Source organism: Serpens gallinarum, assembly GCF_014836765.1.
In the GTDB taxonomy this organism is placed as follows: Bacteria; Pseudomonadota; Gammaproteobacteria; order Pseudomonadales; family Pseudomonadaceae; genus Serpens; species Serpens gallinarum.
In genome coordinates this window covers 677,058-701,883 of the sequence record NZ_JACSQG010000001.1, presented here as the reverse complement: position 1 = coordinate 701,883, position 24,826 = coordinate 677,058, and the positions used below count along the sequence as shown (strand labels likewise).

At 58.7% G+C, this 24,826-nt stretch carries 22 protein-coding genes and 4 pseudogenes; 13 read left to right on the top strand and 13 right to left on the bottom strand.

What is annotated here, in order from left to right:
• Positions 1-21 precede the first annotated feature (21 nt).
• The 5 genes from H9642_RS03260 to H9642_RS03240 form a co-directional block, all read right to left on the bottom strand.
• Complete coding sequence (locus H9642_RS03260) at positions 22-1,968, bottom strand: chemotaxis protein CheA (protein WP_251834963.1); 1,947 nt, start codon at positions 1,966-1,968, stop codon at positions 22-24.
• An 8-nt stretch (positions 1,969-1,976) separates the two neighbouring features.
• Positions 1,977-2,255 (bottom strand): STAS domain-containing protein, encoded by a 279-nt coding sequence (locus H9642_RS03255; protein WP_251834962.1) that lies wholly within the window; start codon positions 2,253-2,255, stop codon positions 1,977-1,979.
• Between the two features lie 4 nt (positions 2,256-2,259).
• On the bottom strand, positions 2,260-2,625 hold the full coding sequence (locus H9642_RS03250) for a response regulator (RefSeq protein ID WP_251834961.1): 366 nt from the start codon (positions 2,623-2,625) through the stop codon (positions 2,260-2,262).
• 11 nt (positions 2,626-2,636) lie between these two features.
• A complete protein-coding gene (locus H9642_RS03245) occupies positions 2,637-3,737 on the bottom strand; it encodes a methyl-accepting chemotaxis protein (protein WP_251834960.1) in 1,101 nt (366 codons plus the stop codon).
• 115 nt (positions 3,738-3,852) lie between these two features.
• Complete coding sequence (locus tag H9642_RS03240; protein ID WP_251834959.1) at positions 3,853-4,458, bottom strand: response regulator transcription factor; 606 nt, start codon at positions 4,456-4,458, stop codon at positions 3,853-3,855.
• A 268-nt stretch (positions 4,459-4,726) separates the two neighbouring features.
• Here H9642_RS03240 and H9642_RS03235 point away from each other — a divergent pair, with 268 nt between their 5' ends.
• On the top strand, positions 4,727-5,506 hold the full coding sequence (locus tag H9642_RS03235) for a TatD family hydrolase (protein ID WP_251834958.1): 780 nt from the start codon (positions 4,727-4,729) through the stop codon (positions 5,504-5,506).
• Between the two features lie 38 nt (positions 5,507-5,544).
• Here the strand turns inward: H9642_RS03235 and H9642_RS18415 are convergent, their stop codons facing one another.
• From H9642_RS18415 to ampD, 4 genes and pseudogenes are all read right to left on the bottom strand, one after another.
• Positions 5,545-6,249, bottom strand: a complete 705-nt coding sequence (locus tag H9642_RS18415; RefSeq protein ID WP_433962668.1) for a methyl-accepting chemotaxis protein — start codon at positions 6,247-6,249, stop codon at positions 5,545-5,547.
• Positions 6,250-6,402: 153 nt separating this feature from the next.
• Positions 6,403-6,585 (bottom strand): annotated as a pseudogene (locus H9642_RS18410) (HAMP domain-containing protein); the annotation flags it as partial.
• 1,178 nt (positions 6,586-7,763) lie between these two features.
• Positions 7,764-8,600 (bottom strand): regulatory signaling modulator protein AmpE, encoded by an 837-nt coding sequence (gene ampE / locus H9642_RS03225; RefSeq protein ID WP_251834956.1) that lies wholly within the window; start codon positions 8,598-8,600, stop codon positions 7,764-7,766.
• The gene (ampD, locus tag H9642_RS03220; RefSeq protein WP_251834955.1) at positions 8,597-9,160 is read right to left on the bottom strand and encodes a 1,6-anhydro-N-acetylmuramyl-L-alanine amidase AmpD; all 564 of its coding nucleotides are present in this window, start codon (positions 9,158-9,160) and stop codon (positions 8,597-8,599) included. Before ampD ends, ampE begins: the two co-directional genes overlap by 4 nt.
• 532 nt (positions 9,161-9,692) lie before the next feature.
• Between ampD and H9642_RS03215 the strand changes: the two genes are divergently transcribed.
• From H9642_RS03215 to H9642_RS03195, 5 genes and pseudogenes are all read left to right on the top strand, one after another.
• The gene (locus H9642_RS03215) at positions 9,693-10,511 is read left to right on the top strand and encodes a M90 family metallopeptidase (protein WP_251834954.1); all 819 of its coding nucleotides are present in this window, start codon (positions 9,693-9,695) and stop codon (positions 10,509-10,511) included.
• 96 nt (positions 10,512-10,607) lie between these two features.
• Complete coding sequence (gene ppa / locus H9642_RS03210) at positions 10,608-11,135, top strand: inorganic diphosphatase (protein ID WP_251834953.1); 528 nt, start codon at positions 10,608-10,610, stop codon at positions 11,133-11,135.
• A gap of 101 nt (positions 11,136-11,236) precedes the next feature.
• A pseudogene (locus H9642_RS03205) lies at positions 11,237-11,434 on the top strand (integrase); the annotation flags it as partial.
• A 152-nt stretch (positions 11,435-11,586) separates the two neighbouring features.
• Positions 11,587-12,906 carry a type II toxin-antitoxin system HipA family toxin gene (locus H9642_RS03200; RefSeq protein WP_251834952.1) on the top strand — a complete coding sequence of 440 codons (1,320 nt, stop codon included), beginning with the start codon at positions 11,587-11,589 and terminating at the stop codon, positions 12,904-12,906.
• Positions 12,903-13,286 (top strand): helix-turn-helix transcriptional regulator, encoded by a 384-nt coding sequence (locus H9642_RS03195; protein WP_251834951.1) that lies wholly within the window; start codon positions 12,903-12,905, stop codon positions 13,284-13,286. The genes H9642_RS03200 and H9642_RS03195 overlap by 4 nt, the downstream gene beginning before the upstream one ends.
• Positions 13,287-13,718: 432 nt before the next feature.
• On the opposite strand, the gene H9642_RS03190 is transcribed toward H9642_RS03195, so the two are convergent.
• Both H9642_RS03190 and H9642_RS03185 read right to left on the bottom strand, forming a co-directional pair.
• A complete protein-coding gene (locus tag H9642_RS03190) occupies positions 13,719-14,870 on the bottom strand; it encodes a Fic family protein (RefSeq protein ID WP_251834950.1) in 1,152 nt (383 codons plus the stop codon).
• Positions 14,871-15,401: 531 nt separating this feature from the next.
• The gene (locus tag H9642_RS03185; RefSeq protein ID WP_251834949.1) at positions 15,402-16,172 is read right to left on the bottom strand and encodes a hypothetical protein; all 771 of its coding nucleotides are present in this window, start codon (positions 16,170-16,172) and stop codon (positions 15,402-15,404) included.
• An 813-nt stretch (positions 16,173-16,985) separates the two neighbouring features.
• Between H9642_RS03185 and H9642_RS03180 the strand changes: the two genes are divergently transcribed.
• The 4 genes and pseudogenes from H9642_RS03180 (at position 16,986) to H9642_RS03165 (ending at position 19,829) form a co-directional block, all read left to right on the top strand.
• The gene (locus tag H9642_RS03180; RefSeq protein ID WP_251834948.1) at positions 16,986-17,972 is read left to right on the top strand and encodes an integrase domain-containing protein; all 987 of its coding nucleotides are present in this window, start codon (positions 16,986-16,988) and stop codon (positions 17,970-17,972) included.
• Complete coding sequence (locus tag H9642_RS03175; RefSeq protein ID WP_251834947.1) at positions 17,969-18,322, top strand: hypothetical protein; 354 nt, start codon at positions 17,969-17,971, stop codon at positions 18,320-18,322. Before H9642_RS03180 ends, H9642_RS03175 begins: the two co-directional genes overlap by 4 nt.
• Positions 18,323-18,354: 32 nt before the next feature.
• Positions 18,355-18,634, top strand: a pseudogene (locus H9642_RS03170) (transposase); the annotation flags it as partial.
• Positions 18,635-18,791: 157 nt separating this feature from the next.
• Complete coding sequence (locus H9642_RS03165; RefSeq protein ID WP_251834946.1) at positions 18,792-19,829, top strand: hypothetical protein; 1,038 nt, start codon at positions 18,792-18,794, stop codon at positions 19,827-19,829.
• A 61-nt stretch (positions 19,830-19,890) separates the two neighbouring features.
• On the opposite strand, the gene H9642_RS03160 is transcribed toward H9642_RS03165, so the two are convergent.
• Positions 19,891-20,793, bottom strand: coding sequence for a bacteriophage abortive infection AbiH family protein (locus H9642_RS03160; RefSeq protein ID WP_251834945.1), 903 nt, complete (start codon positions 20,791-20,793; stop codon positions 19,891-19,893).
• 31 nt (positions 20,794-20,824) lie between these two features.
• On the opposite strand from H9642_RS03160, the pseudogene H9642_RS03155 reads away from it, so the two are divergent.
• Positions 20,825-21,124: pseudogene (locus tag H9642_RS03155) on the top strand (tyrosine-type recombinase/integrase); the annotation flags it as partial.
• A 15-nt stretch (positions 21,125-21,139) separates the two neighbouring features.
• Here the strand turns inward: H9642_RS03155 and H9642_RS03150 are convergent.
• Positions 21,140-22,561 (bottom strand): DUF6035 family protein, encoded by a 1,422-nt coding sequence (locus H9642_RS03150; RefSeq protein ID WP_251834944.1) that lies wholly within the window; start codon positions 22,559-22,561, stop codon positions 21,140-21,142.
• A gap of 441 nt (positions 22,562-23,002) precedes the next feature.
• Between H9642_RS03150 and H9642_RS03145 the strand changes: the two genes are divergently transcribed.
• Together H9642_RS03145 and H9642_RS03140 are read left to right on the top strand one after the other, a co-directional pair.
• Positions 23,003-23,500 carry a hypothetical protein gene (locus H9642_RS03145; protein ID WP_251834943.1) on the top strand — a complete coding sequence of 166 codons (498 nt, stop codon included), beginning with the start codon at positions 23,003-23,005 and terminating at the stop codon, positions 23,498-23,500.
• A complete protein-coding gene (locus tag H9642_RS03140; RefSeq protein WP_251834942.1) occupies positions 23,497-24,603 on the top strand; it encodes a helix-turn-helix domain-containing protein in 1,107 nt (368 codons plus the stop codon). Before H9642_RS03145 ends, H9642_RS03140 begins: the two co-directional genes overlap by 4 nt.
• Positions 24,604-24,826 lie beyond the last annotated feature (223 nt).

Here is a 24,826-nt window from a genome sequence, read left to right as displayed (position 1 = left end):
AATGAGCGACGGGGATGCCCGTCAGACGGCGCTGCTGACCAGCGCCGGGATGTCGAGAAGCAGGGCGACGCTGCCGTCGCCGAGAATCGTTGAACCGCTGAAGCCCCGCATGCCTCTGAGCAGGTTGCCAAGGGGCTTGATGACCGCCTGGATTTCACCCACGAAGCGGTCCACCACAATGCCGGCACGGTGCTCGCCGCTCTGAACCACAACCAGGCACTCGCGGGCGGCAGGCTTTCGAGCGATGCCAAAACGATCGGCCAGGTGCAGGTAGGGCAAAGGCTGGCCGCGCAGGTTGACCACCTCATTCGTCTGTTCACTAAACTCCAGGCACTCAACGACCAGGTTCAACGGCAAGACGAAGTAGTCGTCCCCCACGGCCACCTGGAAGCCGTCGATGATGGCGAGCGTCAGCGGCAACTGGATGCGGAAGGTCGACCCCTTTCCGCGGGTGCTCTGGATCTCCACGGTGCCGCGCAGCTGCTCGATGTTCTGGCGCACCACGTCCATGCCCACACCGCGCCCAGACAGGTCACTGACCTTGTCCGCCGTGGAAAACCCCGGCGCAAAGATAAGGTTGAAGATGTCGCGCTCGGTCAACTGCGCGTCTGGCTCCACCAGCCCGCGTTCCCGCGCTTTTTTCAGGATGCGATCCGTGTCCAGGCCGCGTCCGTCGTCGCTGATCTCAATGACGACTGTGCCGGACTGGTGATAGGCGTTGAGCGCCAGGGTGCCCTGTGCGGGCTTGCCGGCGGCCAGACGTTCCTCGACGGACTCGATGCCATGGTCCATCGCATTGCGCACGATGTGCAGCAACGGATCGTTCAGCTTCTCGACCATGGATTTGTCCAGCTCGGTCTCGGCGCCGCTGACTTTCAGCTCGATACGCTTGCCCAGTTCATTGCAGACGTCGCGCACCACTCGCGGGAAGCGCTGGAACACTTCGCCGATGGGCACCATGCGCAAGTTCAGGGCGCGGTCGCGGATCTGCTCGACCAGGTGACCCACATCCTCGAGTAGTTCACCCAGCTCCGCATCCTGGCGGATTGCAGGATGGTTGTTGCACGCTGAATTGCGGATCACCAGCTCACCGACGGCATTGATCAACTCGTCGAGTTTGCGAGCGTCGACCTTGATGAAGACCTGCTCCGCAGCCCGGGCCCGGCTGGTTTCCGCAGGGTTCATCACACCGCTGCGCTCGGCTGGCTCGGTGAGCGTGCTCACCTTGTCTTCGCTCAGCACGTCGCCAACGGCGGTGGGCAAGGCCTCGATCAGAATCTCGCAATCCTGCTCAATGAACTCCAGCGCCTGTTCGAGGGCGCTGCGCTCCACATCGGCTCTCAGCTCAAGCACAAAGCCCAGGTGGCAACGCTCCGGGTCCAGCTCGGCCAGCGGGGGCAAGTCATCCTGCAGAACCTGCACGTCGAGCACCTCGCCCATGTCGGCCAGGTAGTGAACGAACGGTATAGGGTCCAGGCCATGGGCGAACACCTGGGCCTGCGGTCTCAGGGTGATGCGCCAATGCGTGCCGCTAGTGGAAGACGGAGTTGCTGCCGGGCCAGGAGCCACTTCAGGCGCCGCATCGAGGTACGCGCTCAACGCTGCGCACAGCATGGCACGCACGGCCGGGTCGGGGTCTTCATCCTCGCGTCCCTGGGCAACCTTGTCGAACAGCCGGCTCAGGTAATCGCCACAATTCAACAACAGCGACACCAGCGGCCCGTCAATGGGCTGCTCGCCCGTGCGCACGTTAACCAGCAGGTTCTCCATCAGGTGGGTGAAGTCGACCACCAGCTGCAGATTGAACATGCCCGACGAACCTTTGAGCGTATGGGCCGCGCGAAAAATAGCGTTGATGCGCTCGCTATCGGCTCCCTGGGTCTCGATTGCCAGCAGCGCCTGCTCCATCTCGGCCAGCAGTTCGCGTGCCTCTTCCAGCAGCACGCTACGCACGGCTTGCATATCCATGGGCTTCCTCAGTTATCCAGCAGAGAGTTGAGCCGCAGCCGAGCAAACATCTGCTGAAGGGCGGGGCTTGGTGCGATCAGTCGAACGGATGGCAACTGGCGCCGTAGCGCCAGCAGCAATTGCAGGCCGGCACAATCTATTTCGCTGATACCTTCCAGGTTGATGGCCTGGGGCGTTCTTTGCTGCAGCTCGTGCAGCAGCAGCGCCTGCAGTTCAGCAGCGCGCTCGATGGTGAAAGCCCCGCCCAGGTGCAGCGTTGTGTCCGGAGAGGTCGGCAGTACGGGCATGGGCTCAGATCACCAGCTTGGAGACAGCATCGAGCAACATCGGCGGCTGGAACGGCTTGGTGATCCAGGCGCGCACGCCGGCGGCCTTGCCTTCGTGTTTCTTGTCGTCGCTGCCCTCGGTGGTGAGCATGATCACCGGGGTGAACTTGTAGGCAGCCAGTTGCTTGGCCGCCTTGACGAAACTGATGCCGTCCATGTTGGGCATGTTCACGTCGGAAACGATGAGGTTGTATTTGCGACCGTCCAGCTTGCTCAGCGCGTCCTTGCCATCCTGCGCTTCGACAACGGTGTAGCCGGCGCCACGCAGGGTCAGGCCGACCATCTGACGCATGCTGGCCGAGTCGTCGATGACCAGAATCGTTTTGCTCATGCTTGTTTCCCTCAAAAGAAAGTAACGGAAGAAGCAGCGCCGGCCGACGTTGCGTTGCGGCCCTCGTGCAGCGCGCGCTGCTCAAGTGTCGTGTAGGTGCCACTGAGCCGTTGCAGCCACTCTGCGACATCGGGTAGATCGGCTCCGCTGGCCTGTTCGAGGCGCTGCATGTCGTCGCTGACGTGGCCCATGATCTGGTCGACGCGGTCCTGGAACTGCAGGTGCACCACCAGTTGGTTGATCTCGCGCTCCAGGTCATACCGCTCCTGATGCAGTTGCTGCAGCGAGCCCTGCAGCATCGTCGCGGTCTCGTTGAAGTCGTGCACGATGTGCTCGACCAGCTGTTGCGATTCCTGGACGAGGCTTTGCTCACGGGTGGCGAAGGACGCGGAGATGTTCTGCGCCTTGTGGATCACCTCGGTGACGGTGTCCACCGTTTCGCGGATCAGCTTGCCGGTCTGCCCGGACTCGCTGGAGAGCTTGCGCACCTCGTCGGCAACCACTGAAAAGCCACGCCCAGCCTCGCCGGCTCGCGCCGCCTCGATGGCTGCATTGAGCGCCAGCAGGTTGGTCTGGTCGGCGATCTTGCCGACCTGGTCGGCCATGCGGCTGAGTTCGTGGGTGTGGCTGGCGATACGATCAATTTCAGCCAGGAGAAGGCCGCGGTACTGCTGGGTCTGCAGCAATGCATCGGTGATGGTGTGCAGGCCCTCTTCGGCACGCTGAATGGTTTCAATTGCGCGGCCGCTCTGCTCGTGTCCGTTTTGCGCCGCACTGGTGCCCAGGCGCTGGCTCAACTCGGCGAAGCCGGACGACAACCCTGTAATGGCTTCGCCGACCTGACCGCGAGCCAGTGTCAGGTGCTGCCCCCACAGAGGTAGGACACCCGCCACGAGCGCCCGCAAGCCTTCGTGGGGCTGCAGCGTCGGGGTTTGGGCAACAGCGTCGACGTGGGTTGCCTGCGTGTCGGTAGCCGATGGTCCCTGAACTACAACCAGCAACAGCAGGACCAGAACACCCCACGCCACGCCCCACCACCATGACGCGGCCAACAATCCACAGAGAATGACGTTGGCCAGTGCCAGGACCCGTGCCGCATTCGGATGTCGCATGACCGCTCAACTCCACAGCTATTCGCAAACGCGGAATTGTGCGTGTATGGCGGTGTGCCAGCATGAGTAGAACTACTCAATGCTTCCGAGAGAAACTACCCCTTCGGCTGACCGGTCAGAGCAACAGGCGAACCAGCTCAACGACCGAGCCGACGTGCAGTTTGTCCATGATTCGTGCCCGATGATTCTCCACGGTGCGCACGCTCAGGTTCGCCAACGCCGCAATTTCGCGACTGGAATGGCCTTGCACCACCCACTGCACGATTTTGCGCTCCTGCGCCGTCAGCAGAGCCAGGCGCGCATCGCGAGCCTGCCGCTGCAAACGCTCACGGTGCCGCTCGCGACTGAGCTCCAACGCGGCGTTTACGCGATCCAGCAACTGCTGACCATGCACCGGTTTTTCCACATAATCGAACGCCCCCCGGCGCATCGCCTCGACGGCAGTCGCTACATCGGCGTGGCCGGTAATAAAAATGATGGGCGTGTCTACGCCACGCTCCAGCAGCTCTGTCTGCAACTGCAAACCACCCACCTCGGGCATGCGCAGGTCCGACAAAATGCATTCACAGGGCAAGGAGACATACTCGTTCAGGAAGGCCCGCGACGAGGTAAACAAGTGCACATTCAAGCCGATTGAACGCAGCAGATCGGCATGCACTTGCAGAATGAACGCATCGTCGTCGACAAGGTAAACGCTGCCTTGCAGCGCGGGGGTATTCATGAGGGCGTGGGGAGATGAGTCATGCTTGCATTGTAAAGGCCAGGCATATCAAAGAGCTATTAACGCGCAAACACGGGCGGTGATTGGCGAACCGCTAATCTCTTCGTTTAGGCTATCCACGCACTGCCTCGCGCCAAAGCCGAGCGGCCACCGAGTCGCAACAGCATAGGGCGGCGGAGTATCCAGCGCGACGGGCGTATCTGCATCCCATCACCTCGCAGCGGGCGAGGCCGTCCCCTTTCGTATATCACCACAGGTCTCCTGGTTCATGCTCCTGATCGACACCCACAACCATCTCGACTTCCCCGACTTCGACGCCGACCGCCCCGCCGTGCTGGCCCGTAGTCGGGCCTTGGGCGTCGAGCGGCAGGTGCTGATCGGCGTTTACCAGGCGCACTGGCAGCGTTTGTGGGATCTGGTGAGCGTCGAGCCAGGCCTGTATGCCAGCCTGGGCTTGCACCCCGCCTTTCTCGACCGCCATCGTCCCGAACACCTGACCCAGTTGCGCGACTGGCTGCAGCGCCTGGCCGGCCACGACAAACTGTGCGCCATCGGCGAAATCGGCCTGGATTACTACGTCGAGCAGCCGGACAAGCCGGCCCAGCAGGCGTTGTTCGAGGTTCAGCTGAAATTGGCGATGGAGTTCGAGTTACCGGTTCTGCTGCACGTGCGACGCGCCCATGCCGATGTTATCGCCACGCTCAAACGCCTGCGCCCCGCGCGCGGTGGCATCGCCCATGCGTTCAGCGGCAGTTACGAGGAGGCACATGAATACCAGAAGCTGGGCTTTTATGTTGGCCTGGGCGGCGCCGGCACCTGGCCCCAGGCACAGCGCATGCACAAGGTGCTTGCGCAATTGCCGCTGGACGCCATCGTGCTGGAAACCGATGCCCCGGACATCGCCCCCGCCAGCCATCCAGGCCAGCGCAACAGCCCCGAATACCTGCCGCAAATCTGCGCGGAACTGGCACGCATCAAAGGCGTTACGCCAGAAGATCTGGCGGCGGCGAGCTACCGCAACAGCTGCACCCTGTTTGGCTGGCGCTAGGCCTACCGATTACTCAGCGATTCCCCAAAGGTCTGTGATCAAACGCGGAACGCCCCGATCAATTGCTGCAAGCGCGCCACCGAGCCAGACAGCTCGCGGCTGGCCTCGGCAGTTTCACTGGCACCCGCCGAGGTCAGTTCTCCGGCCTGGCTGATCTGCACGATGTTCTGATCGATGTCATGGGCGACCACGGTCTGCTGCTCCACTGCCGTGGCGATCTGCTGGTTCTGGTCGACGATGTTGCCGACCGCGGCGAGGATATTGTCCAGCGCCTGCTGGACCGCCCCGGCATGACTGACCGTGGTGTCGGCCTGCTGGTGGCTGGAGTGCATGACCTCTACCGCCGCGCCCACGCCCTGGTGCAAGCGGGCAATCATCTGCTCGATTTCCGCTGTGGACTGCTGGGTACGCTGGGCCAGATTGCGCACTTCCTCAGCCACCACGGCAAAACCGCGCCCTTGCTCGCCAGCCCGTGCAGCCTCGATGGCGGCGTTGAGGGCCAAAAGATTGGTCTGTTCGGCGACGGTCTTGATCACGTCCAATACCTGGCCGATGGCCTGACTGTCACCCGCCAGCCGGTTGATCACGTCCACCGAACGTTCAAGGTCGCCGGCCAATCCCTGGATGCCGGAGACCTGGGTGCCTACCAACGTGCGCCCACCCTCGGTTTCTTCATTCGCACCCTGTGCGCTGACCGCTGCCGCAGCGGCGCTGCGCGCGACTTCCTGGGCGGTGGCGGACATCTCGTTCATTGCGGTCGCCACTTGCTCGATACGGCTGCGTTGTTCGGTGACCGCCTGATGGCTCTGGGCGGAAATCGCCTCTACACGTCGCGCCTGGTTATCCACCTCGCCCACGGTTTGCCCGACGCGCTCAATCAGCACACGAATTTGCGCCACGCTGGCATTGAATACCTTGCCCAGCTCGGCCAGCTCGTCGCGACTGTCGACACGGCACTCGACGGTCAGGTCGCCGGCCGCCACATGCTTCATGGTGCGGCCAAGGGATTTCAGGGTGGTGCGAATGGAAACAAAGAAGGCGGCGTACAGGTACGCGATCAGCAGCACCACCGCCAGCATGGCGCCAACCAGCAGAATCATCTGCTTGCGCTGAGCATCGCGGCGCTCGCCCAGCGCAGCGTCGAGCACCGCAAGGGTGGCATCCTCGAGCCCATGGGTGAGTGCCAGCGCCTGGCTGATCTGATCATGGAACTGCAACCAGGGCGCATCCAGAGTGTCGGCCAGTATCAGTTGTTCATCGAGCAACTCGCTGACACGCGCCAGGCTGCCCTGACTACGTCGCGCCGGCTCGGCAAGGCGTTCAGCGGCCTCATCGTCACGCAGCACAGCATCCAGACTCAGCGCGTATTCACCCCGCAGTTGATCCATTCCCGTCAGCAATTCATCCAGGCGGTTACTGTCGGCAGACGTCAGCGCCCCCTGACCCAGGGCGCTGGAGCCAATGGCCCGCACCTGACTGATCAGGTCAAGCACCTTTGGCGTGGCACGGGTAAACAACTCGATCTGCTGGCGTACGGTACGTTCGGGGTCCTGGCTCAGACCGCTCTCACCACCCACCAGACTGACGAACACTTGGGCCTCGCCGTGCAGTCGCTCAACCATGGCCGCCTGGTTAGCGTGAGAGGTTTCCGCAAGAATGCTTTGCAAACGGTGCAACAGGTCATTGCGCGCCTGCTCAATGGCTTCGCGCTGACGGTCGTCAAGCAGCGGCGCCGCCAAACCCTGCAAGCGCGTCAGCAGGCCGTCCTGCAAGCTGGCAATACGTGTGTCCAGGGCTTGGCGATCGGTTTGTGGTGACCGAGCGCGGATGATCAACAGATCCTTGAGATCGCCCAACTCACGCCGCACGGCCAGGCTGTCACCTAGCAGAGAAAGGCTCGTACGCGCCGCCTCGGTGCGTATGAACTGCTCATAGGCATCGCGCAACAGATAGAAGCTGGTAACCAGAATGGGCAGGAAGAACACCACACTGATCAGGCCGAATTTCTTGGCAAAGCTCAGCCGGTTCATCAGTGCCATGGCAGGGGACAGCAGCGTCTTCATCACGCACCTCTTTTATTATTATTCCTTTTTATTGGTCACCGTACCTTGCAACTCAACAGCCTCACCCTCGCTGTCAAGCGCAGTGGCAACTTGCCTTATCTATAAACGATATCGTCCTCGCTGTGGGTAACTAAACGTAAACACTCGTGACCTTTGCGACGAGTCGCTCAACCCCTCAAGCAAAGCGGAATAGATCAGACCAACAAGGTCCACAGGGCAAACACCGCGTACCAGAATAGGCCCGCCCTCACTAGTAACTGCCAGAGGTTATTCAGACAGGTGACGCCCGCCTCACCCAATTGCGGCTCCTGGCATTCACCCGCCGCCCGGAAGGCGTCGCCCACCAGACGGGGAATCGGCAGTGCCCAGTTCAGCAGCTCGGGCAACAAGACGCGGTTGAGGGCGACAAAGTTGCCAACCAGCCCGAGGCTCGCCGCCAGTGCTCGTGCCGGCAGCCAATCCAGGGCGTGGCGCACCTGCTGGGCGTGTTCACGCATGTCCAGGTGCAGTGACCGCTCGGCGACCAACGCCACCAAGCGATAGCCCAAGGCGGCCAGTGGGCCTAGCAGGGCATACCAGAAAATCACTGCGAAGAATCCTTGATGTGCCTGCCAGCCCACGTAGTCCTGCACGCGGGTCAGCAGGGTCTGGACATCCTCCGCCACGACACCCATGTCCCGCTCGGCGACCAGCAACGCCGCTTCGCCGTCTTCTCGCCGCCAGGCATCGCGGAACGGCCCAAGTGCCGTCTGCAGATCGCCGCGCCCGAGGCTGTAAAGCAGCACCAGCAAATGCACCGGCAACGCCAGCCAGCCATAAGCCAAGGGTTGGAGCAGCCACAGCAACACACCCAGGCCCAGCAAGGGCACGCCAACCAGCAGAATCAGAGTCAGCCAGGGTTTGGTGACCAACCTTGAATTGCCCTCGGCTTTAGCCAATTGCCGCAACCAGGGCTCATCTCGCTGGATACGCTGGCGCCAGGAGGAAAACTTCTCCAGCCAGACCACTAACAGCAACACCAGAAAACTCATGACGAAGCTCCTTGCGTAACCAGAGACGCGCGCAAACGCTGCCAATCAAACGCCGGACCGGGATCGGTCTTGCGCCCCGGCGCAATATCGCTATGGCCGCAGACACGTTGCGGGGTGATCGCCGGCCAGGCCGCACGCAAGCAGGCCACCAGCGCCACCAACGCCTCGTACTGCGCATCGCTGTAAGGCTGCTCGTCAGTCCCTTCCAGCTCGATACCCAGGGAGAAGTCATTGCAGTTCTCCCGCCCCGCAAAGCAGGAAACACCCGCGTGCCAGGCCCGCGCCAGGCAGGAGACAAACTGCGTGATCACGCCGTCGCGCTCGATCAGAAAATGCGCCGACACCTGCAACTGGCAGATATCCGCGAAATAGGGGTGTTCATCGCCGGCCAGACAGTTCTGAAAGAATTGCTGCACCTTGCCGGTACCGAACTGGCCGGGTGGCAGGCTGATGTTATGAATCACCAGCAGAGAAATCTCCCCAGCCGGACGGGCATTGAAGTTAGGTGACGGGCAATGACGCAGGTCGGTAAACCAACCGGTAGCAAGATCAAGCTGCATAAAAACTCCTGTGCACCGCATCACTCTAATGCGGCGACGCGCCGCAGGCCAAGAGGCACGGCAAGGTTGCGGGCACCGTAAGCATGCGATAGCACCCCGATGTGGCCAGCAATCCAACCAAACGCCGCCTCGTAAACAAGGCGCCGCGACGGAGGTGTGTGCTATGCCCCGTCCCAGAGCGGGCGGGTCAGTGCGGCTAGAACGCTCAGTTATCAAACGCTCGTTCGATAATGGAAATTGACCGGCCAGTTCTACCTGATAATCTTGCGCCCGCTCCCGCCCCGGCGATTTCACGATTTCAGGGCGGGAGCACGGCCTTGCCCACGAAGCGGGGTCGTTCTTTTTACCGGTTGATCCGGTTTGTGGGAGCAAGCCCTGCCAATCGCCAGACCCGGCACGCGGGGCTTGGCTCTCCGCTCTGATGCCTCTCCGCCCCGCCCGCCTGATCCTCGAAAAAGCGCCCTGCTGTGAGCCGCTTGCCCAGCCCCTGCGCGGACGATTATGGTGAGTTCCCCCCATTGGAGGCCTTGTCATGTGGTCTTTTCGCGCCTGGCGGCGGCGGCGCGTCCTCGCCCGCTCCCCAATCGAGCCCAGCGTGTGGCAGGCCGTTCTCGACAGCCTGCCCCTGCTGGACGGTCTCGATACCCCTGCACTGGAGCGTTTGCGCGAACGCTGCATCCTGTTTCTGCATGCCAAGCGACTCACCGCCCTGCCGGGCGTCGAACTGGACGCCTTCGCTCGCCTGCGACTGGCCGCCCAGGCCCAACTGCCCTTGCTGGCGCTGCCCGAGCTGAACTGGTACCAGGGGTTCCACGAGCTGGTGCTGTATCCCGATGATTTTGTCAGCCCGCAAAAACACCGCGACGGCAGCGGCGTCGTGCATGAATACGAAGACGCTCGCAGCGGCGAGGCCTGGCAGCAAGGTCCGGTCATTCTCGCCTGGCCCGGCGTGCAGGAAAGCGGCGGCTGGGAAGGCTACAACCTGGTAATCCACGAGCTGGCACACAAGCTGGACATGCTCAATGGTGGTGCCAACGGCCTGCCGCCCCTGCACCGCGACATGCGCTTGCAGGACTGGGCCCAGGCCATGCAAAGCGCCTACGACAGCCTCAACGCCACGCTGGATGCCAACCCGCACGCCGAAACGCCCATTGATCCCTACGCTGCTGAAAATCCGGCGGAATTCTTTGCGGTGACCAGCGAATATTTCTTCACCGCCCCGGATTTGCTGCATCAAGCCTTCCCGGCGGTATATCGCCAGCTTGCGCTGTTCTACCGCCAGGACCCGCTGGCGCGCCTAAAAGAACTGCAGGCTCGGCACCCGGACTACCAACAATCGAACGACAGCTGAGCGCATAGCGGTGGTCGATGGCTGGGAATGTCCCTATAATCCCGCCACTTTTTTCGCCCCCAGGCCAGAAACCGGCCGCCCACGGAGCCATCACCCATGAGCTACAGCAAACTTCCGGCCGGCAAAGACCTGCCGAACGACATCTACGTCGCCATCGAAATCCCGGCCAACCACGCGCCGATCAAATATGAAATCGATCACGACACTGATTGCCTGTTCGTTGACCGCTTCATGGCCACCCCGATGTTCTACCCGGCCAACTACGGCTTCATCCCGCACACCCTGGCGGACGACGGCGACCCCCTCGACGTGCTGGTCGTGACCCCCTACCCGGTCGCTCCAGGCTCCGTCATCCGCTGCCGTCCGGTCGGCGTGCTGAACATGACCGACGAAGCCGGTGGCGACGCCAAACTGATCGCCGTCCCGCACGAGAAGCTGACCCAGCTGTACAACGACGTTAAGGAATACACCGACCTGCCCCCGCTGTTGATCGAGCAGATCAAGCACTTCTTCGAGAACTACAAGGATCTCGAGAAGGGCAAATGGGTCAAGGTTGAAGGCTGGGGCGACGCTGAAGCGGCCCGCGCCGAAATCATCAAGGCTGCTGCGGCTTACCAAAAATAAGCCAAAGCACCGAAGAAAAGCCGGCCACAAGCCGGCTTTTTTATGTCCACGAAAAGCCAAAATGTCGCTGAAACCCAGCAGCCATGAGGGTTCTGACCTACACCCGCCACGGCTTTGGCTCGAGCTTTGGTGACTGGGCCAACGAGTGCACCCACTACCCACGTGAAGTCTGCGAGCTGGCCTTAGCCCACGACGAGCGCAACCAGACCGAAGCCGCCTACTCGCGCTCCGATCTGCTGGAGAAGCGCCGGGCGCTGATGAATGACTGGGCGGCGTTTTGTATGGGCGGTGTGCAGTAGAAGTCACAGGACTAATAGCAAGCCTCACTCACCAGACTCAACTGGAACTAAAGTTCTAGTTAAATGCCGATATCAAGAAAATCTAGAAATATATTGCTTGAAATCTGCTGCTTGGCTAGGATTTCTAGTATTAAATTTCTGGTTACCTCACCATGCCCGAACAGCTGACGATCCAGACCTTTGTTAACGGCCTGTGGCACGATGCCCTAGTGATTACCGTGGATAACCCCACGAAGGTAAGAGAGAGTGCTTGCTCGACAGCCTACACCCCGGACTACCTGATCCACTTCCTGGACTGTATCGACTCGGCCCTCGATCCTGCGGTCAGCGTCAATGTGCCCGTTAACTGGACGAGCACTCGAACCCCAGGCTTTCCCGCATTCATTTACGACATTATTCCCGCCGGTGCAGCGCGAAAGTCGCTGGAAAAGCGTTTCGCAGGCGAAAAGCCGAAGGACGTGGACCTGGATCTCTTTCTGCTGAAGCGTTGCACGCCGGCACCCATCGGCCACATGCGGGTGAAAGAGTCGTTCGAGCTGATCGACACCAGCCGGACTTTCGCCTTCCCGCGCCGGGAAATCATCGATCGAACGAATGACTTCCTCGAGTACGCCTACGAACTCGGCGCAGCCATCGGCGGCGCAACGGGCGCTCAAGGTGAAGCCCCCAAGCTGCTGATGACCGAGGATCTTGATGGCGGTTTTCACGCCGATGCAGTCCTGCCCGACCACCAGGTACGTCGGCACTGGCTTGTGAAGTTCGCTCGAAACAAAATCACCGAGCGCGATAAGAACATCCTACGAGCCGAGTACCACTATTACCGCGCGATCTCAACGCTCGGATTGGACACCATTCCTACCGATGGGCTGGCTCTTGAGGAGGCGGAGAAACCAAGCCTATGGATGCCACGCTTCGACCGCCGTGTGCTGCCGAATGGGTGCGTCGAGCGAATCCCGATGGAATCCATTTATTCGATCTGCAACAACACGGAACCGGGATCGAAGATGCGCCATGAGGATGTCGTGCATCGCCTGCTTGAGCTTTGGCTCGCCAACGACCAGGCCGACGAAACCGCGGACCTGTTGTTTGAATACATACGTCGCGACTTGCTCAACCGCATCCTGGGCAACTCCGATAACCATGGTCGCAACACCTCTATTTTCCGGCATGAAGGGCGCTTCAAGCTCGCGCCGATCTACGATCTGGCCCCTATGGTGCTGGACCCCGAGGGCGTAACGCGTGTGACGAAATGGGAGAACGAGCGACTTGGCGCGCCGGACTGGCCCGCGGTGTGCGCGCTGTTCGGGGAGTACATCGACCCTGGCCATTTATTCGCCCGGCTGCGGGGGGCAGCCAAGGAATTCAGAGCTCTTCCCGGGCTCTTGAAAGACATGCCGGAAGAAATTCGGCTCGCACAGTCGATCCCCCTCAACAATCTGGATGCTCGCCTGAGGGAGTGGGGCTTGCTATGAAAAACCTCACGCCAATGGACCGCCAGCAACTCATCGAAGACATCCAGCTCAAGAGCGCATCGGGTGAAGAAAGCCTCGGAACATCGATTCGACGTTTGCGTCTAGAGATCACTGGGCTAGATCAGGACTCATTCGCCAAGATGTGCAAGCTGACGACAAAGACCCTGTCCACGCTGGAGAACGACAGAGGGAATCCAACGATCAATACCCTTAATGGCATTCTCAAACCGTTCGGGTTAGCGATGACGCTCGGCTCGTTGCGCCATAAACCCATCAAGCCGATTAGCCAGCATGTGGAAGAGCCCAGGCGTAAACGGGGAGCCAGTCCGAAACGCCAGACGGCTGCGCTACAAACGGCGTCCAGGGCTAGGGCTGAGTAACATCTCCTACTGCAGATGGCTGGCCAACGCAGCGGGCTCTCAGGGTTCGCGTCCAGAAGCTCTGGCCCTGCTTTCAATACGCTCTTAACGCTTTTAATACCGCTTTTAAAATACACACAAACGCTTCCAGTACAGCGCTTTTTAGTACCGCTTTTAATACAAACCAGACCGAACCGAACAGGCCCCTCTTAGAGGTGCCGTTCGGTTCGGTCTAAGCTTTTGTCACCTGCGCGCGGTACAGGACTAAATACTAATACTTGTATTGTATGTACTGTGCAGGGTGAGTTCGGATTCCGAACCAGGTGGTGATTCCTTGATTTCAGACTTGGTTCGGAATACGAACCTGGCGCTGCACGAATCCGCAGCTCTACCTGATCAAGTCACCAAGTCTGACCGAAACAGTCGTCGACGCCGCGCTCAAGCCATTCCTCTTCATGTATCTGCGCCTAGATTCGCCGCACCGCAATTAATCTGATAGCGGGTACTCCGCCCACTGCCAGGCAGTCGCATGAGGCAACCTTTTTCAAGCAGGTCGCTCAGGTGGCGGGTGGCCGTGGCTTTGGAAACCTTCGCCACGGCCTGGTATTGGGCAGCACTGATACCCTCTTCAAATCCGCGTTCATTGCCATCAAGTAGGCGGTTGAGCACCTTGATTTGCTCGGCAGACAAGGCTTGGCCACGGTGGGCCTGCCAGAAGCGTGCCTTGGCCAAAACGCGGTCTATGCGCGCAAGCGCTTGTTCCAGGCTCTTGAGCAGCGTGCCGAGGAACCAGTGCAGCCAGGCCGTGATATCCAGGGTGCCTTTCTGACTGGTTTCGAGGATGCGGTAATAGCCGGCGCGATCGTCGAGGATGCTGGCCGACATGGCGTAGAAACGAATGGACTGTTGCTCGCCCTGGGCCAACGCCAAGTCGGTGATGGCGCGCGTCAGACGACCGTTGCCGTCATCGAAGGGATGCAGGGTGACGAACCAGAAATGGGCAATCCCGGCGCGTAACAAGGGGTCGAGACTGTCATCACCTAGGCTGCGTTCGAACCAGGCGAGGAAGTTGGCCAGTTGCTCTTCCAACCCTGCGCGTGGCGGTGCTTCAAAATGCACGGTAGGCCGGTCGATGCGCCCTGAAACCACCTGCATGACCTCTTCGCCACGCAACGCACCAATGCGCAGCGGCCGGGCCAGCAAGTTATCGTCATCACTGGGGAACAGCCAGCCATGCCACTTGTGCAGTCGCTGCAGATCTAGCGGCTGCTGATGTGCGCGGGTGGCATCCAGCAGCAGTTCCGCCAGGCCTTCTGAGCGCGCCGTGGTGCGGGCCTCCTCGCTTAACCCCAAGCGCCGCGCCAGGGATGAGCGCACCGAACAGACATTCAGCTGCTCGCCCTCAATAGCCGATGAGGTCACGATGTTCTGCAGCATGGCATCCAGGCTGCTCTGCACTTCGGTATCACTGCCGACGGCACCGAGCATGCCGAGCAAGCGGCCTTGCGCCTGGGTGCAGGCGCGCAGCAGCGGGGCAAGCGGTTTGGCTTGCCAAGAGAAGTGTGGCCAATCGGTCTGCTGCCAGATCCAGAGGGGTTCGTTCATGGTCTTGCTCATCTGTGAGCCGATTAGCAGATCTATTCGGCTCGCCGCTTGAGCCGATAATGCCACCTATTCGGCTCACTGTCTAAACCACTCAACTCACTGAGGAAAACAGCGAGCTTCACCCCTTGGTATGATGCGCACGCCGAGAATTTATTACCTGTTGCTCGTGGGCCTTATCAAGACCGAACCTATTTGAGTGCCGCCCTCGACGTGCCATCGATGACCATCTACCCCGGCACCTACACTCAGGGCGAAGATGGGTGATGTAGCTGGGCAAGCGAATTCGAGGCCGTTGGTAACCGTTCGCCGACGCACTTGGGCTGGCCTGGTCGCAGACCAGGTAATGCATGCTCGCCATGCTCCGCGCCCTACCCACCATCGCTCGCGACCTGTAGGAACGCCACCGTTTGCGGGCGAGCCGGTGATCCAGCAAATTGTCACGCTAATCCAACCGCGCGCCGCGCTAACCAATCGCCGCCTCCGCCTGGGTGCCTAGGCATTTCGTTTGGCGAGCGTAGTAAGCCACAATAATTAAGAAATCTGCGGAACTCCCAATCTATCGAGCTGCACCCCTACAAGACTGTGAAATCCGACTATGTAATCAGTCCGCTTATTTTCATCTTTATATACCGAAAAACTATTCAGGCGATACATAACATCACGTGGACTAGCCGAGCCGGAAAGAACAATAGAACCACTACAGCTCAAAATAGCGTCGACTGTTGCATTTTCTTTAAGCTCATTACGATGTGAGTAACACGCAAGAGCGAAAAGATTTGCCTCCAACTCCATCCTTTCCGTAACAACCCTCTTCACTTCCGGAAATTCTACTCTCTTAATCCAGCCAGCCGGAATCCCACCTTCCCTGACTATAGCCGCTGTTCGGTAGTCCTCCCAGACAGCCAAAGAATCCTCAACCATTCGCCTTTCAAATTCTTCTTTATATTCCGGACCAAGCTCCCCCTTTGAATCTCGTTCTTTCAGCATAATAAAATCTTCATCACCCACGATCGGGCAATCCTCCCCTAATTCAATTTCAAGAACTACTGGAACAGCACCTTTATTATTACCTACTTGCTCTTTTTCAAGCTGCTTCGCAATATCAGCAAAGCTCAAATATGCCGCATTATAAGCCAGCAAACCACCTACATAAACTCCCCTTCTCGCGATAGGCCCGATCTCGCTCTGACTTCTGTATTTATGGGCGTGAGCCCTAGGCTGGATTCCTTTTTCTAAAATTGAAGGCAGGAGCGAGCTGACTGTCCCATGCTTTACAACAGTCCCTTTCTTTAAGATATACAATATGAAAACTCCATTTTGCTTATATTGGAAACATCAATATGCCATTATAAAATAAATCTCAACCATGCGGGCGAACGACCCTCGAAAGCGATCAAACCCGTTTCGATTTTTCGCTGGACCTGCCGCCCCACCCTTCGCCATCGTCTCCGCCACATGAGCCGTTTGTGACAGACACCCCGGTAGCCAGAACCTTCAAGGCTACGCCGCCCAGGCGGTGGTTCGACCCAAGTGCGCACAGCGTCTGGCAGCGCGCACGGTCGCCGTACCCATTCGGCGATGGATGCCACTTTTTACTACTGCGCCTGTTAATTCGGTGCCCCTCTGTCCCCCGCCGGTCCTTGGCAGGACATAACTCCCAGTCCGTCTCTGAAGTGCTCGCACCCAGAGACGGACACGTAAAACACCTCCGAAGCCCACGCCATACACGGCTTGCCACGCCTCCACCCCGTGACAACTCGGCTGACAACCGCCGTTTTGCCACTCCGCAGCGCTCGCCACTGGATGCCAACGCTCCGCCATTTGGAGCACCTGACCGACCTCAGGCTGGCACCCAGGCGAATGCCGCGACTGCTCCCGCCCAACCGCTCGCGCCGCCGGCCTCGTCAGCCGGCACAGCCTCCACCGCCGCTGCCTTCGGGCAGTTCAGGAGGCCAGATCGTTGGGTTATCGCCCGTGCTCAGGGCCGTACCGAGCCGCCCGTCCCGCGTTAGCGGACACCCCACAGGCGCAGGGGCCTTGCCTCCCTGATAACACTCAACAGCCGAGTCGGAAGGCGTGGGGGAAAGGAATCAACGAATCGGAGCGGAGGTGGCTATGCCACGAGTAGGCAACAAGGACGGACGCAACTTCGGCTATGGCCGGCAACTGAGCCATGCCGGCCCGCAGGCGCTGCACGAGCTGTTCGGCGCAGGTCGCTATGCCACAGTCAAAACGCATGCGGAACGCTGGCAGATGTTCGTGCAGTGGTGCCGCTCACCCGCCGGCCCCGACATCAATGACGCGCGGCTGATCGACCGCCCCCTGCTGGACAACTACGCCCAGTACCTGCGCGAACAGGTCGGCCTGGGCAACCTGAGCATCGCCACCGCGCAGAACCGGTTGTCCACTGTTAACCGCACCCTGGAAGCGCTGCGCGGCGACCGCCGGGTGCGCGTATCCAGCCCCAGCCAGGCGCTAGACCTGTACCGCAATTCGGTTCGCCAAGCCGCCCTGCCCGGCCAGCAGCGCAACCAGGTCGAAGGCCTTGTCGACGCCTTGAGCCAGCAACGACTGGATCGCGTCGCCGCGCGCCTGGCCCGGGAAACCGGCATGCGCTTGCGCGAAACCATCCTCGGCGACCTGCCGCGCCTGCAACGCGAAGCCACCAAACTGGGTCGCATCAACATTCTAGACGGCACCAAGGGCGGCCGTCGCGGCGCCCGGGTACCGCGCTGGGTAGAGCCTACGCCCGGTGTGCAAGACGCCCTGCGCCAGGCCGCAGCGGTATCGCCCAAAGGCAGCCGCAATCTGCTATCGCCCGAGCAAAGCTACGTGCAGCTCCTCCAACAGCAGATTCGCCCGGCCCGCGCACTCTTGCGCGCCCATGGCCTGAAAGGCTTCCACGACCTGCGCGCCGCCTACGCCTGCGAACGCTACCAACAACTCACCGGGCATGCAGCACCGGTCAACGGCGGCCGTTGCCTAGATCGCACACTCGACCGCAGTGCACGCGAGCAGATCAGCCACGAACTCGGCCACAACCGCGTTTGCGTGGTCGCCGCCTACATCGGCAGCCTCGGCCGTCAGGGAGCAAAAGTATGAAACCGTCCTACGACATGGAGCTGTTCCTGACCGCCGTGCTCAAGGGCGCCCACGCCACCCGGCGCCGGCACATCAACCAGGCACGCCTCATCCAGGTGGCAATCCAGCAACGCTGGCAACGCGACAATCCGTGGCGCTGGCAGCTCAAGCACCTGCAGTGGTTAATGCGAGAACACTTGGCCAAGCATGCGCCGCACAGCCGGTACTACTACGGGCTGACGGTGCGGCTGATTGTGAAGCGGCTGGGGAAGGAGCGGGATTGGCAGAAGTTATCGCAGGCAAATCTCCTTAGGCCAGAGTTTGAATGCCCGCATTCGCCCAGGCTGTGTGAAAACGCTGGCCTCGCCTAGAGTTGCCGAAGCAACGTCAGCGGGGGCCACGTATGAAGCGATTCATCGACGAGACGAGTCGAACACAAGGCAGTTTGCTGCCCGAGTGCCTGGATGACTTCGTTGTCGAAGATAATCCGGTTCGAGTGGTCGAAGCTTTCGTCGAGCAACTCGAACCTTGCGGCCCTAGAATTCGACGGCGTGACACCCGCCGCCACTGGGCGACCGTCCTATCACCCCGCAGTGCTGCTTAAGATCTACATCTACGGCTACCTCAACCGTATCCAATCCAGTCGGCGTCTAGAGCGCGAATGTCAGCGCAACCTCGCCATTGGCGATGTCTCCTGCCGGCCAGACATTGGTGATGCTGGTAACGCTGGTAACGTGCTCCTCCTTGTGGGTCTCACTACGGGACTAAGCGTCCTCTAGGGAATTGCGAGCTATTCACTGTAATATCTGCCGAACCATCTGAAGCAAAGATAATTATCATATGGCTCCCAAATTTCCGATGCCGGGACTTGATGCCGCCAAGCTCCGCGAGAACGCACTTACCTCCATTCGGTTAGGCGTTGAGGACTTCGAGCGCTGCAGGCATCAAGAGGGCGATCCAGCGCGGGCGCTCTCGGCTATTCGAAATCTCTTCGCAGGAGTACTGCTCCTGTTCAAGTACAAAATCGCTGCGTGTGTCAATGACCCCGCTGATGCTGCGGCTCTGATCTTCAATCCACCAGAGATCTTGCCTCATTCAAATGGCGATGGAGGTATTGAATGGGTACCGGTGGGCAAGTTCAAGCCCACCACAATCGATGTTGGAACGATCCAAAAGCGCTTCGAAACTTTTGAGATTGATGTCGACTGGGGTGTGATCGAGAAGCTACAAGCGTGCCGCAACCATCTGGAGCACCTACATCCCGCTCACACGCTAGGTGAGGTCGCCGATTTCGTGGCGGAGCTGTTCCCAGTACTACGGGATTTCATTCAGACGGAGCTGGGAGAGTCACCAGCAACAATTCTCGGGGATGCATGGCAACTCATGCTGTTGCATCACAACTTCTTTGTAGATATTACTAAACGATGCGAAGAGGCCTGGTCCGAAGCTTGCCCGCCGGAAGGAATGAAGCCTTGGCTGAAAGAATGTAAGTGCTCGAAATGCAGTTCGACTTTGTTAGCGCCTGCGCAAGAAAACTTGGACGCAGGTGATACCGTTGAATACAACGATGACCGTTTTAAGGCCACCTGTATCGCCTGTGGACACACAGCCTTGATAGCCCCGCTCATGGTCGACGCGCTGGAGAAAGCCCATAGTTACGACCCTCGCGACGGTGGTGAGCCCAGCGTTGAGAACTGCAACCAATGCGGCCGGGGAACGTTCCTTATCCATGAGCAGTCCTGCCTGTGGTGTTCCGCTGAGCTCGAATATACTGAATGCGAGATGTGCGAAGAGGGCCTGGGGCAAGAAGACCAAGACAATGGCGGGCTGTGCTCCTATCACGCTTATTCTTATGAAAAATTCATGCGCGAGGATTGACTAAGGGGTGCGCGACCTGGCTTAGCACTTAAACGGCCAGGCAGGCACCTCACCACGTTCGCTATAGCTCCGACCACAGTTCGCAGTGGATCAGCTCTCTGGGTACTCCCAAATCATTGATGCACTGAATTTTGTGAGGATCTTCATCATGCGATCTGACCGCCACTGTCCAGATTACAGGTCGCCCCTCCAGCGCCTCGACAATCGCTAGGAAATAAGCTTTATCCACCGCCGAAAGGGAGTGGCCAAGCACAGTTACATGAGTGACTGACCGCAGGTTGGAAAAAAAGCCCGCGTTGAGCTTGATAATCTGCCCGCTTGGCTTAAAGGTCTGCTCGAAGTAGTCATCCAATCTGCTGAGCGCCTCCATTATCCGATGGTCTGCTGATTCTCCGTCGAGGCCATTCTGAAGCGATGTACGCTCATCTCGAGTCCAGGCATGGCCCATAATCAGTTCAGAGCCATGCTCATCGCCTTTACCATGTATATGTAAGATACTCTTTGCAGGGATGTCATACAGCTTACTCAGCGTGCTGGTGTAGTTGAAGGTAAGGTATTGGGTGTTGCTCTCCAACGTACCCAGTAGCTGATGGGTTGGACTGCAGTCAGGAACTACGATGGATCTGATCCATTCACCGAATCGTGATTGCAGCGTTCTCGATAATCCGGTGGCGACCCGATCTACTTCATACTGAAATACATGATGTCCCGCGTCGCTCCAATCCTCGTCGGAGTATGACGCGAGGAAGTCTGCCAGATCAGTGACGACTCTTTCTGTGTCCATATCGGCCAGAGCAAGCTCTAGGTCAGACCAATCTTCACCCGCAGGAATATAGGTATCTACCCAGTTGAACACCTGCCGATCAACCATATGCAGGAAGTCTTTGAAATGTTTGTACTGGGTAGGCAGACCATGGTGGAGATCGAAGCCGTTGCCGATGACGTAGAGGGTTTGCGTATCCATCAAGGTTCCTAAAGGGAAGGTCGACGTAGGTCGTGTGCGCGACATTGCCCATGGGGAGCACTTGTCATCACGGTCCACGGTGATGCAGCAAAAAACGCAGCGGCCAGTACAGCTAGAGATCACTGAGCAAACACGCTCTGCTCTCACGGCCTGGATACATCAGGCCCAGCTCCGCAGCGAGGACTGCCTTTTTCCGAGCCTGCTGCATACCTCAGGCCATCTATCCGCTCGTCAATACGCTCGTATCGTCAAAGATTGGGTGAAAGCCATTGGCCTTGATCCAGCCATATATGGCACTCACACAATGAGACATACGAAGGCATCACTAATGGGACTATTCAAAACTCTAGGTTCTCGCCGAGCCTAGGAAAGTTCCCGGCGCCTGAACAAGCTTGTCGCTTATCTCTGGAAATAAAAAACAGAGAAGGTCATCGAACCCTCTATTTGGCATATAGTGGGAATCTCCCCGCCTGAAGGCATCGCGGTATTGCTTCACCTTTGACAGCCACCGCCCGGTAGTGTCATATCGGCGCATGACCTCTTTCTGGTCATAGGCTTCGAGCATCAGCCTGAAAATCCAGAGCGTGTGCTTGCGCTTATCGACAAGGTAGTGAGCCAACTTCACCAAGTCTTCATGGTCAGTGCCAATAGGCACACCAGCACGCGCCGAATACGCTGCTAAAAGATAATGGAATGGTCCTTTAGGATTGTCCGGCCATGCTGGTAACCCCAGCCCTCTTGAGCGAAATCGGCTGAGCAATTCGGGCCATTCGGTCTCAACCTGATCGCTATTCAGCTCACCATTCAAAAAAGGAAGATAAAAATTTTCAAACGCTTGCCGCAGCTCCTGATCACGCTCAGTCTGCGCCCGCTCTGCAAGGCGGTGCTCTGCTTGTAGCCTAGCGCCCTCGTAGTCGTAGAAGTAAGTGCGCGGCACGCCACCTCGGCTAACGTCAAACGTTAGCTGGTCAAATCTAACAATCCCGTGAGCCAGCTTGTCCGAGACACCCCCTCGTGTAAGGGTGGGTACATGCCATACGCACTCAAGCACGAAGTGCTTGCCTGCGCGAGAAAGCTCTACTGTCTTTTCGGTTACCCGAAATGCGTTCCGATTGTTTGAGTAAAAGATGTCTTCTTCCGCGAGCCGAAAATGGCTAACGTCGAGGTCACGGAAGAGCCAGAGCAGCCTTCCTCCATTTCGCCGATAAAACACCATCCGCTCCACTATCACGTGCAGGAACGTAGTCGAGAGCTGAGCTTCAAAGGCGATCCGCTGCCCGTTGCAGTGAGCTTGGACATCAGGTTGCCGCCACTTCACCCCATCCTCATCCACCCAGCGCCGCTCAGCCATGGTGTTAGTAAAGGAGGGGTCTAACTCAAGACTTTCGAGGAGCCTGAACTTGAACCGCTGATGCTCAACGCTTTCCTTCGTCTGACCGAAGCGCAACGCCGCAATAGCCTTCTCGCCTAATCCAGCAACGCCCGAACATGAGCCGTCATCGAACAGATGCTTGAAGTAAAAGCGTTCCTTGGTTCGGTTCTGGATGCGATGGGACGCTAAGATCATCGGTTTCTCGCATGCCGGACAAACATAGCGGTCCTGGCCTTCACTGATCTCGACCCTGACTCCCACTCGGCGATCAGCGATCACATCGCCGTAGTCGCCATCGCCCATGAACTCGCCCAGCGTAAGCCATACACCAACCAAACGATCCAGTATAAATTGGTGCTGTTGCTTATGAGCTGGTTCCACTAATCGATGGAGCATAGCCAGCGTCCCTATATGCGACTCCCTATGCGATCTGACCCCATGGCGTATCAACGGCCTTCTTGGGCCTCACATAGCTTTATGGGTGGGATTGTCCAACATCTCAGTGGTGAATGCTCGGTTGCGGTCGTGGCCAATGCATAGCAAGTCGCTGGGATCGGTAAGTTCGGGATGGATCCAGTTGCCAACGTGCCCTGATGAAAGCTCTGAAGGGTTCTCTTTTTTTGACATCAAATGATGTACCATAAGCGGAACCCCGACAAGAGTATCAGTCAAATGCCGCCACGCTCCCCTAACATTTCCGTCGCAGACCTTTCCCCTGAAGAAGCTATTAAACAGCTCCTAGGCATCAGTCCGGAAGACCTTCGAGCAGTAGCCCTACAGTGCTATCGCTCTGCGGCTTCTGCTGGACCACTCCAACCCAAAGGGTCGGACGGTACCTTGGCATGGATCTTTGGGACCGAGGCCCTGCGTCAGCAGATGCTGCCTAAAGCATGGAAGCTTGCGGACCCCAGCAATCAGCCGCGGGTGGTGTCTCCCAATGGGAAGCATGCGGTGACTGTCGCCTGCGGTGACGCGGATACAGGCAATCCCTATGGCAAGCCGTTAACGCGGAATAAGCGCGGAAACCGGACAACGAAAAGTGTGCATTACAACGTCAGGCAAGCCGACCTCTTTCCGATAGAGAGGAAGTCGCGCCAGGTGTTCACAGAAAATGCTCAGGCGGAGCAGACGTTGTGGATTCTTCTTTTCCATGTCGATGTCGAAAATCGGACCGTACATTACGAACTGTCTCGGCCTATCAACATCGGCGAGAACGGCAAGGTTGACGATTGGAACCCGCGCTTTATCATGCCGCCGCTCAGTCTGGACGCTCCCGACCTAACCGGACCCGAAACAGGTCCAGATATCGATATTCCAGTCACACCGAAATTATGAATGAAACCAGCGATTTCAATCCGGCCCGACTAGTGCTCGCGCGCCAGCGCCGTGGATGGACCAAGAAGTCGCTTGCTGATGCCACATCATTGAGTGGCAAGACGATCTCTTTATACGAGAACGGCGACTTGACTCCATCCAACGAGAGCCTGAGCTGCATTGCCCAAGCTCTTAACTTTCCGCTTGCTTTCTTTACCGGAGCAGATATAGACGCGCCTACTGATGAGAACGCCAGCTTCCGCTCGTTTTCGCGAATGACGTCAGGTCAGAAATTTTCAGCACTCGCTGCGGGCGGAATCGCCTACATGCTTAGCGATTGGATTGATGCGAAATTTCAGTTACCCATTGCGTCCGTACCTGACTGCTCGGGTATGGACCCAGAGGCCGCCGCAGAATCGGTCCGTGCGGAATGGGGCATGGGCCAGTTACCCATAAAGAATTTGGTGCACCTTCTCGAGCTCAAAGGGGTTCGGGTGTTTTCCTTGGCGGAAGAAACAAGCCAGGTCAATGCGTTTTCCTGTTGGCGCCGGGGTGTAACCCCTTTCGTTTTCTTAAACACCCAGAAATCCGCCGAAGCCAGCCGGTTTGACGCAGCCCATGAGCTAGGCCACTTGGTCCTCCATCGACATGGCAGCAACAAAGGCAAGGAAGTCGAGAACGAGGCGAACGCCTTCGCATCAGCATTCCTTATGCCCAAGCAAAGCATTCTGGCCCAAGGGTGGAACTGCCGATCAGTGAAGGACGTTATTCGGATGAAAAAGATCTGGAACGTCTCCGCTATGGCTTTAGCGTATCGCTTGCATAAAACAGGGATCCTCACCGAATGGGTCTACCGAAGCTTCTGTATTGATTTGGCATCGATGGGAGCCAGGACGACTGAGCCTGATCCGTCCCCTCGGGAAACCTCCCAGGTGCTGCAGAAGGTCTTAGGGTATGCCAGGGATCAGGGGAAGTCGCTGGGTGCTATTGCAAACGAACTCTGCGTATCGGTGAATGATCTGAACCCGATACTTTTTGGTATGGCACCGGTGGCTATATCGGGCATAGGTGGTACCGCGTTAGGACCGAAACGTGTTGCCGAGCTTCGATTGGTGAAGGCTTAAAGAGCAAACCCTGCAGTAGCAGGGTTTCGTTCAGGTACGCTATACCAAGAGCAATGATAAGCGCCGCAACGTCCGCATGGATTCGCCTTTGCCATTGCGTCTTGGTCATTTCTAAGCCTACCGGGGAGATTGGTGTAAGGCCCATAACGATTAAGGTAGACGTCCGCTCTTGGCCATAGCGGTCAGGGACATCAGGCTCAACTTTGACTTCTCTCAGAGTCTG

Bases quoted from the DNA above. Each gene is read 5' to 3' on its own strand.
- ampE (WP_251834956.1), bottom strand. From the start codon at position 8,600: ATGAGTTTTCTGGTGTTGCTGTTAGTGGTCTGGCTGGAGAAGTTTTCC.
- H9642_RS03190 (WP_251834950.1), bottom strand. From the start codon at position 14,870: ATGAACGAACCCCTCTGGATCTGGCAGCAGACCGATTGGCCACACTTC.
- H9642_RS03260 (WP_251834963.1), bottom strand. From the start codon at position 1,968: ATGGATATGCAAGCCGTGCGTAGCGTGCTGCTGGAAGAGGCACGCGAA.
- H9642_RS03150 (WP_251834944.1), bottom strand. From the start codon at position 22,561: ATGCTCCATCGATTAGTGGAACCAGCTCATAAGCAACAGCACCAATTT.
- H9642_RS03195 (WP_251834951.1), top strand. From the start codon at position 12,903: ATGAAAAACCTCACGCCAATGGACCGCCAGCAACTCATCGAAGACATC.
- H9642_RS03140 (WP_251834942.1), top strand. From the start codon at position 23,497: ATGAATGAAACCAGCGATTTCAATCCGGCCCGACTAGTGCTCGCGCGC.
- ampD (WP_251834955.1), bottom strand. From the start codon at position 9,160: ATGCAGCTTGATCTTGCTACCGGTTGGTTTACCGACCTGCGTCATTGC.
- ppa (WP_251834953.1), top strand. From the start codon at position 10,608: ATGAGCTACAGCAAACTTCCGGCCGGCAAAGACCTGCCGAACGACATC.
- H9642_RS03255 (WP_251834962.1), bottom strand. From the start codon at position 2,255: ATGCCCGTACTGCCGACCTCTCCGGACACAACGCTGCACCTGGGCGGG.
- H9642_RS03250 (WP_251834961.1), bottom strand. From the start codon at position 2,625: ATGAGCAAAACGATTCTGGTCATCGACGACTCGGCCAGCATGCGTCAG.
- H9642_RS03245 (WP_251834960.1), bottom strand. From the start codon at position 3,737: ATGCGACATCCGAATGCGGCACGGGTCCTGGCACTGGCCAACGTCATT.
- H9642_RS03175 (WP_251834947.1), top strand. From the start codon at position 17,969: ATGAAACCGTCCTACGACATGGAGCTGTTCCTGACCGCCGTGCTCAAG.
- H9642_RS03160 (WP_251834945.1), bottom strand. From the start codon at position 20,793: ATGGATACGCAAACCCTCTACGTCATCGGCAACGGCTTCGATCTCCAC.
- H9642_RS03240 (WP_251834959.1), bottom strand. From the start codon at position 4,458: ATGAATACCCCCGCGCTGCAAGGCAGCGTTTACCTTGTCGACGACGAT.
- H9642_RS03165 (WP_251834946.1), top strand. From the start codon at position 18,792: ATGGCTCCCAAATTTCCGATGCCGGGACTTGATGCCGCCAAGCTCCGC.
- H9642_RS03180 (WP_251834948.1), top strand. From the start codon at position 16,986: ATGCCACGAGTAGGCAACAAGGACGGACGCAACTTCGGCTATGGCCGG.
- H9642_RS18415 (WP_433962668.1), bottom strand. From the start codon at position 6,249: ATGTCCGCCACCGCCCAGGAAGTCGCGCGCAGCGCCGCTGCGGCAGCG.
- H9642_RS03215 (WP_251834954.1), top strand. From the start codon at position 9,693: ATGTGGTCTTTTCGCGCCTGGCGGCGGCGGCGCGTCCTCGCCCGCTCC.
- H9642_RS03200 (WP_251834952.1), top strand. From the start codon at position 11,587: ATGCCCGAACAGCTGACGATCCAGACCTTTGTTAACGGCCTGTGGCAC.
- H9642_RS03235 (WP_251834958.1), top strand. From the start codon at position 4,727: ATGCTCCTGATCGACACCCACAACCATCTCGACTTCCCCGACTTCGAC.